10 protein-coding genes are annotated in these 15392 nt (G+C 65.4%); 4 read left to right on the top strand and 6 right to left on the bottom strand.

The annotated features are described in order from the left end of the window. From BN1136_RS14145 to BN1136_RS14130, 4 genes are all read left to right on the top strand, one after another. A partial coding sequence (locus tag BN1136_RS14145) for an ABC transporter permease (RefSeq protein WP_043808734.1) occupies nucleotides 1-540 on the top strand: 540 nt, incomplete at its 5' end. Nucleotides 541-548: 8 nt separating this feature from the next. Beyond that, nucleotides 549-1748 carry an ABC transporter permease gene (locus BN1136_RS14140; protein WP_043808732.1) on the top strand — a complete coding sequence of 400 codons (1200 nt, stop codon included), beginning with the start codon at nucleotides 549-551 and terminating at the stop codon, nucleotides 1746-1748. A 101-nt stretch (nucleotides 1749-1849) separates the two neighbouring features. Further along, nucleotides 1850-2866: a lipoate--protein ligase gene (locus BN1136_RS14135; RefSeq protein ID WP_043759194.1), complete on the top strand. Its 1017-nt coding sequence runs from the start codon at nucleotides 1850-1852 to the stop codon at nucleotides 2864-2866. Nucleotides 2867-3046: 180 nt separating this feature from the next. Beyond that, nucleotides 3047-4741: a pyridoxal phosphate-dependent decarboxylase family protein gene (locus tag BN1136_RS14130; protein ID WP_043759196.1), complete on the top strand. Its 1695-nt coding sequence runs from the start codon at nucleotides 3047-3049 to the stop codon at nucleotides 4739-4741. A gap of 77 nt (nucleotides 4742-4818) precedes the next feature. Here BN1136_RS14130 and BN1136_RS14125 read toward each other — a convergent pair whose 3' ends face one another. The 6 genes from BN1136_RS14125 to BN1136_RS14100 all read right to left on the bottom strand — a co-directional run bounded on the left by BN1136_RS14125 (nucleotide 4819) and on the right by BN1136_RS14100 (nucleotide 15226). Then, the gene (locus BN1136_RS14125; protein WP_043759198.1) at nucleotides 4819-5190 is read right to left on the bottom strand and encodes a copper-binding protein; all 372 of its coding nucleotides are present in this window, start codon (nucleotides 5188-5190) and stop codon (nucleotides 4819-4821) included. A 31-nt stretch (nucleotides 5191-5221) separates the two neighbouring features. After that, nucleotides 5222-8371: an efflux RND transporter permease subunit gene (locus BN1136_RS14120; RefSeq protein WP_043759199.1), complete on the bottom strand. Its 3150-nt coding sequence runs from the start codon at nucleotides 8369-8371 to the stop codon at nucleotides 5222-5224. Between the two features lie 73 nt (nucleotides 8372-8444). After that, nucleotides 8445-9953, bottom strand: coding sequence for an efflux RND transporter periplasmic adaptor subunit (locus BN1136_RS14115; protein ID WP_043759201.1), 1509 nt, complete (start codon nucleotides 9951-9953; stop codon nucleotides 8445-8447). A gap of 289 nt (nucleotides 9954-10242) precedes the next feature. Beyond that, nucleotides 10243-10737 (bottom strand): hypothetical protein, encoded by a 495-nt coding sequence (locus tag BN1136_RS14110; protein WP_043759203.1) that lies wholly within the window; start codon nucleotides 10735-10737, stop codon nucleotides 10243-10245. 154 nt (nucleotides 10738-10891) lie between these two features. Further along, nucleotides 10892-14017 (bottom strand): efflux RND transporter permease subunit, encoded by a 3126-nt coding sequence (locus tag BN1136_RS14105; protein ID WP_043808730.1) that lies wholly within the window; start codon nucleotides 14015-14017, stop codon nucleotides 10892-10894. A 9-nt stretch (nucleotides 14018-14026) separates the two neighbouring features. Then, nucleotides 14027-15226 (bottom strand): efflux RND transporter periplasmic adaptor subunit, encoded by a 1200-nt coding sequence (locus tag BN1136_RS14100; protein WP_043759210.1) that lies wholly within the window; start codon nucleotides 15224-15226, stop codon nucleotides 14027-14029. Nucleotides 15227-15392: the final 166 nt, after the last annotated feature.

Genomic DNA, 15392 nt, shown 5'->3' with positions numbered 1-15392 from the left:
CGCCTGGTGATCCAGCCCCTGGCCGGTCAGGGGCTGGACCCGCTGACGGCGCGCCTCGAGCGGCTGATGCAGGCGCGCCACGGCACCCTGGACGTGACCCTGGTGCGGCGCGACGCCATGCTGGCGGCTTTTTCCTCCATCCTCGCTACCCTGACCCTGGCGGTCGCCGGCATCGGCGCCATCAGCCTGCTGGTGTCGGGCATCATGATGATGAACCTGGCCCTCATCAGCACCCGCCAGCGCACCGGCGAGATAGGCCTGCTCAAGGCGCTGGGGGCCGACGGCGCCACCATACGCCGGCTGTTTCTGTGGGAGGCGCTGCTGCTCGCCGGGGGCGGCGGCCTGCTCGGGGTGGCGCTCGGTTACCTGCTGGTGGCGCTGGGCGGTGCGCTCTGGCCCGCCTTCCCCCTGGCGGTGCCCTGGCAGGCGCCCCTGATAAGCCTGCCGGCGGCGATCGCGGTGGGGCTCTTCTTCAGCTGGCTGCCGGCCAGCCGGGCGGCGCGTCAGGAGCCGGTCGGCAGCCTGCGCAGCGGCCAATGAGGGGCCTGATGCGCGCCGGGGATCTCATGGCCTGGCTGTGGCGCGCCCTTGGGGCCGCCGGCAGCCGCAGCCTGCTCTCGGCGCTCGGCATCGCCATCGGCATCGCCGCCGTCACCCTGCTCACCGGCATCGGCGAGGGGCTGCGCCTCTACCTGCAGGGGAGCTTCGCCCAGTTCGGCACCCGGCTGGTGGCGGTCACCCCGGGCAAGACCCAGACCGGCGGTGGTCCCCCGGGCCTGCTCTCGAGCAGCCGCCCCCTGCTGTTGCTGGACGCCGAGGCCCTGGCACGCCTGCCCGGGGTGGAGTCGGTGCTGCCTGTGGTGCAGGGGCAGGGGGAGGTGCGCGCCGGCGGGCTCAGCCGCAGCACCGCCATCCTGGGTACCGGCTCGGCGGCGCTGGCCGGCTGGCGCCTGACCCTGGCCGAGGGGCGCTTCCTGCCGACCGAGGAGGGGGCCATGCCACGCGCCCTGACGGTGCTGGGGGCCAAGGTGGCGGCCGAGCTGTTCCCCCGCGGCGGCGCGCCGGGGAGCCTGATCCGGGCGGGCGATCGGCGCTTTCGGGTGGTGGGGGTGCTGGCCCCCAAGGGGCAGTTCCTCGGCTTCGATCTCGACGACATGATCTATGTGCCGGCGGCCCACGCCCAGGCCCTGTTCAACCGGGAGGGGCTGCAGGAGATCGATCTCGTCTACGGGGCCGGGGAGGCGGAGTCCGTGGTGCTGGAGCGGGTGCGGCGCCTGCTCACCGCCCGCCACGGGGCGGAGGATTTCACCCTGCTCTCCCAGCAGGAGATGCTGGCGAGCCTCGACAAGATCTTGGCGATGGTGAAGCTCGCCATCGGCGGGCTCGGGGGGGTGTCGCTGCTCATCGGGGCGGTCGGCATCTTCAGCATCATGAGCATCAGCCAGCAGGAGCGGGTTCCCGAGATTGGCCTGCTGATGGCCCTCGGCAGCCCACGCCGCCAGATCCTCACCCTGTTCTTGCTCGAGGCCATGGTGCTGGCCCTGGCGGGGGGCCTGCTCGGGCTCCTGCTGCTGCTGGGGGCCAGCCTCCTGACCGGCTGGTTGCTCCCGGCCCTGCCGTTGGCGCTGCACCCGCTCTATCTGCTGCTGGCGCTGGCGGGGAGCGCCCTGGTGGGGCTGCTCGCCGGGGTGGCGCCGGCCCTCAGGGCGGTGCGCCTCGACCCCGTGGTGGCCCTTCGCGGCGACTAGACCCGGGGGAAGGGGGGCGGGGTTCGCCGATCCGCCCCCAGGTGGTATGGTTGTCATCCGTTTCCTGTTTCCCGTTGTCTGTTTCACAAGAAGGTCCCGCCATGTCCTCCCTGCGCCTGCTGCTCTCCGACTCCCACGATCCCCTGTTCAACCTCGCGGTGGAGGAGTGCATCTTCCGTCAGATGGACCCCGCCCAGCGGGTGCTGTTTCTGTGGCGCAACGCCAACACCGTGGTGATCGGCCGGGCCCAGAACCCCTGGAAGGAGTGCAACACCCGCCGCATGGAGGAGGATGGCGTGACCCTGGCCCGGCGCAGCAGCGGGGGCGGCGCCGTGTTTCACGACCTTGGCAACAGCTGCTTCACCTTCATGGCGGGCAAGCCCGGCTATGACAAGAGCGTCTCCACCGCCATCGTGCTGGATGCACTCAAGCGGCTCGGGGTGAGCGCCTTTGCCTCCGGGCGCAACGACTTGCTGGTGGCCACCCCGGACGGGGATCGCAAGGTCTCTGGTTCGGCCTACCGGGAGACCCAGGATCGCGGTTTCCACCACGGCACCCTGCTGCTGGACGCCGACCTCGGCCGCCTCGCCCACTACCTCAATCCCGACCCCAAGAAGCTGGCGGCCAAGGGGATCACCTCGGTACGCAGCCGGGTGACGAACCTCGGCGAACTGCTGCCGGGAATCGATCACTCACGGGTGGTCCAGGCCCTGTGCGAGGCCTTCTTCGCCCACCATGGCGACAGGGTTACCCCCGAGCATATCTCCCCCGAGCGGATGCCCGACCTGCCCGGCTTTGCCGAGACCTTCGCCCGCCAGCGCAGCTGGGAGTGGAATTTCGGCCACGCCCCCACCTTCAGCCATCAGCTGGACGAACGCTTCCCCTGGGGCGGGGTGGAGCTGCACTTCGACGTGGAGAAGGGGGTGATAGGGCGGGCGCAGATCTTCAGCGACAGTCTGGATCCGGCCCCGCTGGATGCCCTGGCCGAGCGGCTGCCCGGGGTCGCCTACCGGGCCGACGCCATCGACGCCCTGCTGCAAGGGTGGCGGGCCGATTTCCCGGCCCAGCAGGACGAGCTGCTGGCGTTCTCCGACTGGTTGCTGGGGGCGCTGCGCTGACCTTGTCGGCGTGAGCGGGATCACAAGACGAAGACAGGGGTCGTTCGGGCATGATTGCCGCAGGCCCCGTCACGACTCAGACATGACAAAAAGTAGGGGAGACCATTAGATATTGTCGCTGTTGATAGCGGGGTCACTGGAGTATAAAAACCGCACTTTTGCCGTACGAATGGTATAAAAATGAGTGACTTGGTCTATCTGAAAGACGACGGTGTCAACGCCGTCTCCCCCGAATTCGCCGCCCGCTTCGCCACCGTCAAGGCCCACTTTTTCTCCCGTAACCCCGATCTCTGGCCGGTGTTTCGCGAGCCCGGTTTTGCCACCCTCAACGAGTTTCGCGCCCGGGGCCTGGCCCCGGATGCGCGCCTGAATGCCTGGCCGGACGGCCGCGCCCGCCTCGCCGATCTGTGCGAGACAGTGCCGGTGCCGGCGGCCATGCGCACCCCAGGCGAGCCCATGGCCGAGCTGCTGTTTGCCGGCGCCCTCTCCAAGGACTGGGAGAACCCCTCCAGCGTCGAGAACGTCATCACCATGTCGGCGGATCCCGCCATCTACGGCGCCCAGATGGGCATTCTGGCCAACCCCAACCTGGTCTATTCGGAATACGCCGGGGTGGCCGAGGAGCTGGAGAGGAAGGTGGTGCGCCAGATTGCCCTGCTGGCGGGTTACGATCCGGTCCGTGCCACCGGCATCTTCACCCAGGGGGGGACCTTCTGTAACCTCTACGGCTACCTGCTCGGCATTCGCAAGAGCCTGCCGGAAGCCAAGCACAAGGGGCTCGGCCACTATCAGGACTACCGCATCATCAACTCCCAGGGCGGCCACTACTCCAACATCACCAACCTCTCCCTGCTCGGGGTGGACATCGAGAACAAGACCATCCGCATCCAGGTCGGGGAGAACAACGACATCGATCTCGCGGATCTCGAGCGCACCCTGACCGCCTGTTTTGCCTTGAAGCACGTGGTGCCCACCATCATGCTCACCATGGGTACCACGGACACCTTCGGGGTGGATCAGGTCAAACCCGTGGTGGACCTGCGGGATCGCCTGTGCGAGCGCTTCGAGGTGGCGGTCAAGCCCCACATCCACGTGGACGCCGCCATCGGCTGGTCGATGATCTTCTTCCTGGGTTACGACTTTGCCGCCAACCCCCTGGCCATCAACGCCGCGACCCTGGCCGGCATCGAGCGCAACGTGGCGCGCTTTGCCGAGCTCAAATACGCTGACTCCTTCACCGTCGACTTCCAGAAGTGGGGCTATGTGCCCTACACCTCCAGCCTGGTGATGATCAAGGAGCAGAACGACCTCAAGGCAATGGAGAACGACCCGGAGAACTTCTCCTACTTCGAGCGCGACATCCAGGGCCACACCCACCTGCAGTCCACCATAGAGTGCTCCCGCGGGGCGAGTGGCCTGTTCGGCGCCTACGCGGCCCTCAACTACCTGGGGGTCGAGGGGTATCGCACCGTGCTGGCCCACTGCCTGCAAAACGCCAACTACTTCCGCTTCCGTCTGAGCCAGCTCGGCAACGTCAAGCTGGTGGCCCAGGAGAACCAGGGGCCGAGCGTGGGCTTCAAGATCTACAACTCCGAGTGGGTGCAGGATCCGGAGGCCGAGTTCGCCTTCGAGCTGGCCCGCAGTCCCGACCCCGCCTACAAGGCGCGGCTGGCACGCAACACCGAATACCACCGCAGCCTCTTCACCGGGCGCGGCAAGGTGGGGCTCTACACCAACTGGGTGGAGGCGGTGGCCCGCTCCGATTACGACGCGCGCGGCCGTTACTCCTACATCGCCGGGGAAAAGGCGGTATTCATGAACCCGGCTTGCAGCCGCGAGCAGATCGACGCCTTTATCGACCACATTCGCGGCTGAGGATCGGCCCGGCGCTGACAAGCAGACAACAAAACGGCGGGTTCAACCCGCCGTTTTTTTACTGCCCTTGTGAGTGGTTACTGCTTCTGCAGCTTCGTCACCGTGAGCTTTCCAGCCGGACTTTCGGCGTGGAAGCTCACCGCATCCCCGACCTTGAACCCTTCCATCAGGGCGGGATCGGCCACCTGGAAGACCATGGTCATGGGGGGCATCTTGAGGTTCGCGATGGCCTCGTGCTTGATGCCTACCTTGCCGTTTTGCGTGTCGATACGGCTGATGACCCCCTTGGTCATCACCTTCTCCTCCATGCCATCCATGCCCTCCATCTGGCCCATCTCCCCCATCTGGCTCATGTCGTGCCCTTCGTGGTTCATCATCTCCTCGGCCTGCAGGCCGGTGTGGGTGGCGAGGCCCAATAGCAGGGTCAGCGTCAGCGTCTTGTAGTTCATGATGGTTTCCTTGTTTGTGTTGTCCGGTTGATCAGGGGGCAGTCGGGGTATCCGTCTGCGACGTCGTGTGTTCAAGGGTTTTCAGGGTGCGGCTGCGCCACAGGTAGTAGGCGGCGGGCAGCACCAGCAGGGTCAGCACCAGCGCCGTCACCATGCCGCCGATCATGGGGGCGGCGATGCGCTGCATCACCTCCGAGCCGGTGCCATGGCTCCACATGATGGGCAGAAGGCCGGCGATGATGGTCACCACCGTCATCATCTTGGGGCGCAGGCGCAGGGCGGCGCCGTGAATGACCGCCTGGTGCAGGCCGGCCTTGTCCGGTTTGCCGCTGGCCACCAGATCGTCCCAGGCGTGGTTGAGGTAGACCAGCATCAGCACCCCCGTCTCCACGGCCACCCCGGCCAGGGCGATGAAGCCGACGCCGACGCCCACCGAGAGGTTGAAGTCGAGCAACCAGACGGCCCAGATCCCCCCGACCACCGCCAGCGGCAGGGTGGTGAGGATGAGCAGCACCTCCTGGAAGCGGTGAAACGCGAGATAGAGCAGCAGCACGATAATGGCGAGGGTCAGGGGCACCACGTAGGTGAGGCGCTCCATGGCCCGCTCCATGTATTCGTACTGACCTGACCAGGTGAGGGCGTAACCCGGTGGCAGCACCAGCTGCTTGTCCACCTCGGCCTTGGCCTCTGCCACAAAGGAGCCGATGTCGCGGCCACGGATGTCCACGTAGACCCAGCCGTTGAGGCGTGCGTTTTCGCTGCGCAGCATGGGCGCCTCGTCGCTGATGTAGACCCGGGCCACGTCCGCCAGGGCGATCCGCTCACCCTTGGGGGTGACCAGGGGCAGCAGTTCGAGGCTGGCCACGGAGTCGCGATAGCTCTGGGGATAGCGCAGGTTGATGGGGTAACGCTCGCGCCCCTCAATGGTCTGCCCCACGTCCATGCCGCCCACCGCAGTGGCGAGCACCGCCTGCACGTCGGCGATGTTGAGGCCGTAGCGGGCCGCCTTGAGTCGATCGATATCCACCTTGACGTAGCGACCACCCGCCACCCGTTCGGCGTAGACGGAGGCGGCGCCTTCCACCTTGCCGACTATCTGCTCGAGTTGCTGGCCAATCTGCTGGACCACCTTGAGGTCGGGGCCGGCGATCTTGATCCCCACCGGGGTCTTGATGCCGGTGGCCAGCATGTCGATACGGGTCTTGATGGGGGGCACCCAGGCGTTGGTGAGGCCGGGGAAGCGGATGAGGGAGTCGAGCTCTTCTTTCAGCTTCTCCGGGGTCATGCCCGGGCGCCACTGGTCGCGGGGCTTGAGCTGGATGCTGGTCTCCATCATCACCAGATCCGCCGGGTCGGTGGCCGAGTCGGCGCGTCCCGCCTTGCCGAACACGTTCTGTACCTCGGGCACGGTGCGGATGAGTTTGTCGGTCTGTTGCAGGATCTCCCGCGCCTTGCCCACCGAGATGTTGGTCGCCGTGGTGGGCATGTACATGATGTCCCCCTCATCGAGCGGCGGTATGAACTCGGAGCCCAGGTGCTGGAGCGGCCAGAAACCCGCGACAGTGACCACCAGGGCGGCGGCGAGGGTGGTCTTGGGACGGGCCAGCACGGCATTGAGCAGGGGCACATAGGCCTGGCTCAAGCCACGGTTGAGGGGGTTGGCCTGCTCGGGCAATACCTTGCCGCGGATGAAATAGCCCATGATGACCGGCACCAGCGTGATGGCGAGCGCGGCGGCGGCGGCCATGGCGTAGGTCTTGGTGTAGGCCAGCGGGTGGAACATGCGCCCCTCCTGCGCCTCCAGGGCAAACACCGGCAGGAAGCTCATGGTGATGATGAGCAGGGAGAAGAAAATCGCCGGCCCCACCTCGATGCTTGCCTCGGTGATGATCCGCCAGCGGTTCTTGTCGGTGAGCGCCTCCCGCTCCATGTGCTTGTGGACGTTCTCTATCATCACGATGGCGCCGTCCACCATGGCGCCGATGGCGATGGCGATGCCCCCCAGCGACATGATGTTGGCGTTGATCCCCTGCAGGTGCATCACGATAAAGGCGGTCAAAATCGCGATAGGGAGGGTGATGACCACCACCAGGGACGAGCGCAGGTGGAACAGGAAGGCGAGACACACCAGCACCACCACGGCGAACTCCTCCACCAGCTTGGCGGAGAGGTTGTCGATGGCGCGCTGGATAAGGTCGGATCGATCGTACACGGTGACGATCTCCACCCCGTCGGGCAGGCTGGATTTGAGCTCGGTCAGCCGTGCCTTGACCCCGTCGATGGTGTGCTGGGCATTCTCGCCAAAACGCATGACGATGATGCCGCCCACCACTTCCCCTTCGCCGTTGAGCTCGGCGATACCGCGCCGGCTCTGGGGACCGGTCACCACGTCGGCCACGTCACCCAGCAGCAGGGGGGCGCCCCGCACATTGGTGCCGAGCGGGATCTGCTTCAGATCCTCGACGCTCTTGAGGTAGCCATTCGAACGAACCATGTACTCCGCTTCCGCCATCTCGATGACGGAGGCGCCGGTCTCCTGGTTGCCCTGCTTGATGGCGGTCTCGATGAGGGAGAGCGGAATGCCGTAGGCCCGCAGCTTGTCCGGATCGACCCGCACCTGGTACTGGCGCACCATGCCGCCCACGGTGGCGACTTCGGAGACGCCGTTCACCGTCTGCAGCTCGTATTTCAGAAACCAGTTCTGCAGTGACGTGAGCTCGCTGAGATCGTGCTTGCCGCTCTTGTCCACCAGGGCGTACTGGTAGACCCAGCCCACCCCGGTGGCGTCCGGCCCGAGCTGCGGCTGGGCCCCGGCGGGCAGATTGGGGGCCACCTGGCTCAGGTACTCCAGCACCCGGGCGCGGGCCCAGTAGAGGTCGGTGTCGTCGTCAAACAGCACGTAGACGAAGGAGTCGCCGAAGAAGGAGTAGCCGCGCACCGTGGTGGCCCCCGGCACCGCCAGCATGGCGGTGGTGAGGGGGTAGGTCACCTGATCCTCCACCACCTGGGGCGCCTGGCCCGGGTAGGAGGTCTTGATGATCACCTGGACGTCGGAGAGATCCGGCAGGGCGTCCACCGGGGTCTGCTTGACCGACCAGAGGCCCCAGGCGGTGAGCATGACGGTCAGCAGCAGCACCAGGAAGCGGTTGCCGACGGACCAGCGAATGATGGCAGGGATCATGACTGGGCTCCTCTCATTCGGTGGGCGGGCTGCCGATTGGGTTTGTGCTCAATGCAGCGAAGCATGGCCGGGATCATGATTTATCCCCCATCTGGTGCTGGCTGTGATCCATGCCTGGCATCTCGCCCTTGGCCTCTTTCATCGGCTCGTCTGCGGCCGGCTTGTCTTCCACATGGATCTGGATGATGCGGTACTCGTCCCCCTCCTGCTCCACCTGCAGATGCAGGGTCTGATCCGGTTTCAGCTGGCTGATGTCCACGCCGTCGGCCACGGTGAAGTCCATCTCCATGGCGGGCCACTGCCACTCGGGAATGGGCTGGTGAGAGATGCCGAGGGTACGCCCGGCGAGATCGATGTTCTGCACCTGGCCCTGGGTCCACACCTGCATGGGACGCACCGCCGTCATGCGCTGGAAGTCCGAATCGATGGCTGATTCGGAGTCGAGCAGGAACTGGGCCGAGCTGACGATGCTGTCACCGGCTTCGACCCCCTCCTCAATGGCGACCTTGTCACCAAACTGGGGGCCCAGGGTGACGGCCACCGACTTGAAGTTGCCATCCCCCAGCGCCAGCACCAGCCTGTCCTGGCTGCCGGTGCGGATCACCGCTTCGCTCGGCACCACCAGGCGGGGTTCCCCCTTGCCGGTGCCGATGCTCACCTTGGCGAACATGTTGGGTTTCAGGAACTCGTCCGGGTTGTCGAAGCGCAGGCGGACCCGCAGGGTGCGGGTGCTCGCATCGAGCGTCGGGTAGAGATAGTCCACCCGACCCTGCCAGCGGCGGCCCGGGGCATAGTCCAGGGTCATGGTGACCGGATCGCCGACCTTGATCTGGGCGGCCTGGCGCTCGAACACCTCGGCGCTCACCCACACCTGCTTGAGGGTACTGATGTTAAAGAGGGGGGCGGCGGGCTCCACATACTGGCCTTCACGCACCTTGAGCTCGGAGACATAGCCGCTGCTCGGGGCATAGATGCGCACCGTCTCCTGCACCTTGCGGGTGCGCTTGAGGGCCGCAATCTGATCCGCCGGTACCTGCAGGGACTTGAGCTTGCCTTCGGCGGCGCGCAGCAGCAGCGGGTTGGTGGTATTGAGCGCCAGCAGGTACTCGTGCTGGGCGTTCACCAGATCCGGGGCGTAGAGATCGTAGATGAAGCTGCCCCTGGCCACCTGCTGCCCCTCGTTCTTGATGGCGAGATTGCGGATCCAGCCCGCCATCCGGGAGTTGATGGCCTCGAGGCGCTCCTCGTCATATCCCACGTAACCCACCGTCTCGATCTGCTGGTGGACGGGCAGTTTTTCCACCTTGGCGAGCCGCACCCCCAGGTTCTGCTGGATCTCGGGGCTGATGGTAACGGTACCCGGCGAGCCGCCCTGCTTCTCTTCATAGACGGGGATGAAGTCCATCCCCATGTTGTCCTTGGCGGGGGCATCGCGCTTGTCGCGGGGATCCATGGGATTGACCCAGTAGAGGGGGGCCTTCTCCCTGGCGGTGGTGGCGCCGCCCATCTTGGTGGCGGCCCAGTAGCCGCCGCCGGCCCCGAGGGCGAGCATCAGAGTCGACAGGATCAGGGTCTTGTTCATCGCAGGCCTCCGGCACGAGTCGGACGGGAGGGGCGGGCGCCGGCAACGGCGAAAATCTTGGCTGATGACATGGTTACATCTTCTCTTCTATCAGGCCGCCTGACCGGGTTCCTGCATGAGCGTCGTGTCCAGGGGCGGGGCAGAGGCGTTATTCACGCACCTGCGTCACGCAACACTCGAATCACAGCGAACGGGTTGGGCGGCAAACGGAGCACCACCGACGAGTCGGCCGGTGCACGGCACTTGTTGCAATGGCGAACCATTGCCCAGGCTGGGGTAGAAGAGGTTTCTAATGGCGCAGCACAGAGAGCATCAGATGCCGTCTGGGCCAGGAGGGGGGATGGGTACCGCGCAGGCGCAGGAAGGGATCCCGCAGCCAGTTGTCGAGCAGGGAGCCGACATGCCACGAAGAGGGGAGCAGCAGCAGGGGGATCAGCAGCAGTGACAACAGCATGCCGAGCAGGGGCGGGGCATTGGCCGCACCGGAGAAGCCGGCCTGCATCTGGCACTCCTCCCCAGACGGGGCACTCTGGCTCATGGTGCCCGAATGGCAGGAGAGGGGAATTGTTTCGGCCTGGCCATGGTTCATGGCGGCGTGCTGCACAGGCGGACTCTCGTGCAGCGCATGAGACAAGGGGGAGGATGCCGGAAGGGCATCCTGGGTCTCACCCGGGAGGGCGGTGGCCGCGCCATGCCAGCTGATGCACAGGGTCAGATTGCAGACGAGCACCAGCGCCAGCAATAGCCGGGCGATGAGTGCTGTGGGCAATCTCGATGACAACATGGTGCAGGTTCCCTGTGACGTATGGGATGAATGTAAACCTTACCTACAGGAGAAGGTCAAGGTTCGGCCTGTGTCATCTGCCAAATAGTTGATATGGATTAAGAAATTGCCGGACCTATGAAGAAGAAAGCCCCCGCGTCTGCGGGGGCCGGGGTTATGACTTCTCCTGCGCCGTCCTGGACGGTCGCTCCGATCGCCGCATGATGAGGCGGAAGAAGAGCGGGATGAAGAAGATGGCGATGAAGGTCGCCGCCAGCATGCCGCCGATCACCGGCCAGCCGAGGGCGTGGCGGCTCGCCGCACCGGCACCGCTGGAGGTGACCAGGGGCACACAACCCAGGATAAACGCCAGCGAGGTCATGACGATGGGACGGAAACGCAGGCGAGCCGCCTCCAGGGCCGACTCGATGAGGGTCATCCCCTCCTCGTACTTCATCACCGCGAACTCCACGATCAGGATGGCGTTCTTCGCCGCCAGCCCCACCAGCGTCACCAGGCCTATCTGGAAGTAGACGTTGTTGGTGAGCCCCACGGCCCAGGTGGCGAGCAGGGCGCCGAACAGGGCGAACGGCACGGCGGTGATCACCGCAAACGGCAGGCTCCAGCGCTCATACTGGGCGGCCAGGATGAGGAAGATCATCACGATGCCGAAGCCAAACGCCATGGCGGCGCTGCCGGCGGCCGCTTTTTCCTGGTAGGCGGCACCGGTCCACTCCAGCTTGGCGTCGTTGCCCAGCGTCTGGGCGGCGATCTCCTCCAGGGCCTTGATTGCCTGGCCCGAGCTGATACCCGGTGCCGGCTGGGCCATGATCTTGGCGGCCGGGAAGATGTTGAAACGCTCGACCAGCTCGGGGCCGGTGGCATCGCGCACCGTGACCAGACTGGTGAGGGGGATCATCTCGCCGGTATTGGAGCGGACATAGACGTTGCGGATGTCATCCTTCTTGGCGCGGTAGTCCGCCTCGGATTGCAACTGCACCCGGTAGGTACGACCGAACTGGTTGAAGTCGTTGACATAGACCTGGCCGAAGGTGGCCTGCATGGTGTCGAACACGGCGTTGATGGGCAGCCCCAGCGCCTTGGCCTTCTCGCGATCGAGATCCAGGAAGACCTGGGGCACGTTGGCACGGAAGGTGGTGGTCACGCTGGCAAACTCCGGGCGCTCCTTGGCCGCGTCGAGCAGGCGCTGCACCTCGCCCGCGAAGGCGTGCACGTCGCCGGTACCCCGGTTCTGCAGGTAGCCTTCGAGGCCCCCGGTGGTGGACATGCCGGTGATGGGGGGCGGGTTGAAGGTGGCGGTGAAGCCATCCGCCAGCCCCATCAGGCTCATCCCCTGGAAGGTCTTGGCCAGAGAGAAGGAGTCCTGACCCTCGCCCTGACGCTCTTTCCAGTCTTTCAGGGTGATGAAGGTGAGGCCGCGGTTGCTGATGATGGAGCCGGACAGGATGTCAAAGCCCGAGAAGGTGACCACGTCCTTCACGTTGGGGTTGGCCATGGCCATCTTGTCGAAGTCGCTCGCGACCGCCTGGGTACGGGTCAGGGCGGCGGCATCGGGCAGCATGATGGAGCCGATGAGGTAGCCCTGATCCTCGTCCGGCACCAGGGCGCCCGGCACCTTGTTGAACAGCACATAGCTGCAGCCGAGGATGATGGCGATGATGCCAAAGGCCACGCCGACCCGGCGGTTGAGGAAGGCCACCCCGCGCACATAGCGGCGGGTCAGGGCATCAAAGGCATTGTTGAACCAGACGAAGAAGCGAGCCGGCTGGTGGTGGCCTTCTTTGAGCAAGATGGCGCACAGGGCCGGCGACAGGGTGAGCGCCACCAGACCGGAGATGGCCACCGACACGGCGATGGTGATGGCGAACTGCTTGTACATCACCCCCGTCATGCCGCCCATGAAGGCGACCGGCAGGAACACGGCCGAGAGCACCAGCACGATGGCGACCACGGGGCCGGAGACCTCCTGCATGGCGAGGACGGACGCCTCCTTGGCGGAGCACTTCTTCTCGCTCATGATCCGCTCGACGTTCTCCAGCACCACGATGGCGTCATCCACCACGATACCGATGGCGAGCACCATGCCGAACAGGGTCAGCAGGTTGATGGAGAAGCCCAGCATCAGCATGCCGGCGAAGGTACCGATGAGTGACACCGGTACCGCGATACAGGGGATCAGGGTGGCGCGGAAGTTCTGCAGGAAGAGGTAGACCACCACGAACACCAGCACGATCGCCTCGAGCAGGGTGTGGACCACCTCCTCGATGGAGATCTTCACGAAGTCGGTGGTGTCGTAGGGGATCTGGTACTCCACGTCCGGCGGGAAGCGGCCCTGCAGGCGTTCCATGGTGGCGCGCACCTGATCGGCGACCGCGACCGCATTGGCCCCCGGTTGCAGGTAGGTGGCGATACCGATGGCCGGCTTGCCGTTGGCGCGGGCCAGCACGTCGTAGTCCTTGCCGCCGAGTTCGACCCGAGCCACGTCTTTCACCCGGATCTTGGAGCCGTCCGGCATGGCGCGGATGATGATGCTCTCGAACTCCCTGACGTCATCCAGACGCCCCTTGGTCTGCACCGTGTAGGTGAAGTCGGTGGGGGTGCTGGTGGGCTGGGAGCCGATCTTGCCGGCCGCAAACTGGGTGTTCTGCTCGCGGATGGCGCCGATCACATCGCTCGGGGTGAGCTGCAGCTGGGCCAGCCGGTCCGGGCGCAGCCAGATCCGCATGGCGTAGTCGGTGCCGCCGAACAGGGAGGTGTCCCCCACGCCGGGAATCCGCTTCAGCTCGTCGATGATGTTGAGCAGGGCGTAGTTCGACAGATAGGTGGTATCAAACGAACCGTTGGGTGACTGCAGGGTGATCACCTGCAGGATGGAAGTGGACTTCTTGCGCACCGTTACACCCTGCTTCTTCACCTCTTCCGGCAGCTGGGCCATGGCGGCCGAGACCCGGTTGTTGACGTCTATGGTCGCCTGATCCGGATCCACCCCGATGTCGAAGTAGACGTTGAGGTTCATCTGGCCGTTGGAGGCGGAGCCGGACTGCATGTAGATCATGTTCTCGACCCCGTTGACCTGCTGTTCAATGGGGGCGGCCACGGTCTGGGAGATCACCTCAGGGGTGGCACCCGGGTAGAAGGCGGTGACCGAGACCACGGCCGGGGTGATCTGGGGATACTGCTCCACCGGGAGCGAGCGCATCGCCGCCAACCCGCCCAGCACGATGATGATCGAGATCACGCTGGCGAAGATGGGGCGTTCTATGAAGAACTTGGAAAACATGGGAGCTCCTTATTTGCCCGCGGCACCCTGGGTGATCTTGGCGTTGATCGCCTTCATCTCTTCGGCACTGACCGGTTTGACCACGGCGCCCGGGCGGGCCTTCATCAGCCCCTCGACGATGTAGCGATCGCCGACCTGCAGGCCGCTGTCGATGATGATGCCGCTGCTGATGGCCGGGCCCAGCTTGACCGGGCGCGGGCTCACCTTGTTGTCCGCATCCACCACCATCACCAGGCGATCGGCCTGGGACTGGACGATGGCGCGGGGCGGCACCACGATGGCATCCTTGCGGGTACCCAGATCGATGGTCAGGCGCACGAACTGGCCGGGCAACAGGACGCCGTCCTTGTTGTCGAAGATGGCGCGGGCGCGGATGGTGCCGGTGGCGGGGTCGACCCGGCTGTCGGAGAAATTAAGGCGCCCCGCTTGCGGGTAGGTGCTGCCGTCGGCCAGCTGGATATGGGTGCGCCAGTCGGTGCTGCTCTTGGCCTCGATCTTGCCGCTCTTGACCGCGCTCTCGAAGTTCAGGCGATCCTGCTCCGAGTAGGAGAAGTTGACGTAGAGGGGATCGAACTGGGTGATGGTGGTCAGCAGGCTGCCCTCGCCGCTGGTGGCGATGAGGCTGCCCTCGGACTGGGAGCTCTTGCTCGCCATGCCGTTGATGGGGGCGGTGACCTGGGTGTAGCTGAGGTTGAGCTCCGCCTCCTTCACCTTGGCCTGGGCCGCCTGCAGGCTGGCCAGGGCCGCCTCGTAGTTGGCGATGGTGTCGTCATAGTCCTTGCGGCTCACCACCTGACGCTTGAACAGCGGGATGACGCGATCCTTGTCGGCGCGAGCCTTGTTGAGGCGGGCTTGCTCCTGGGCCAGGGTGCCCTTGGCCTGCTCCAGCGCCACCTTGAAGGGGGCGGGGTCGATCAGGAACAGCTCCTGACCGGCGGTGACCGGCTGGCCTTCCACATAGGTGCGTTTGAGCAGGATGCCGCCGACCCGGGCGCGCACCTCGATCTCGCGATAGCCGGCGGTCTCCCCCACCATCTCGGTAGTGAGGGGCACGTCCCCGGACGCCGCCGTTTGTACCACCACGGGTACCGACGGCAGGGTATTGGCCGCATTCTCGGTGTTGTCACCACAGGCGCCAAGCGCCCCCGCCAGCGTCAGAGCTACCAGGCTCCGGATGATGCTGTGCTCCCTGCCTGCAGAACTGTTCATGTTACTACCCCTGTGAAATGAGGCCTTCAAGGTGGCCGCGTCTTGTTATTAATCGTTGATGGACTGTCCTTCGACAGAACTAAGTATGGTATTTCCCGAACTTGAACCGGAGCTGTTCCCATCGCCAATCCGCAAAAAGAAAACGGTTTCTTTTTGCGGATTGGCG

Source organism: Aeromonas taiwanensis, assembly GCF_000820165.1.
Taxonomy (GTDB): domain Bacteria; phylum Pseudomonadota; class Gammaproteobacteria; order Enterobacterales; family Aeromonadaceae; genus Aeromonas; species Aeromonas taiwanensis.
The sequence above is the reverse complement of the archived record's forward strand: the minus strand, read 5'-3'. Positions and strand labels throughout refer to the sequence as shown.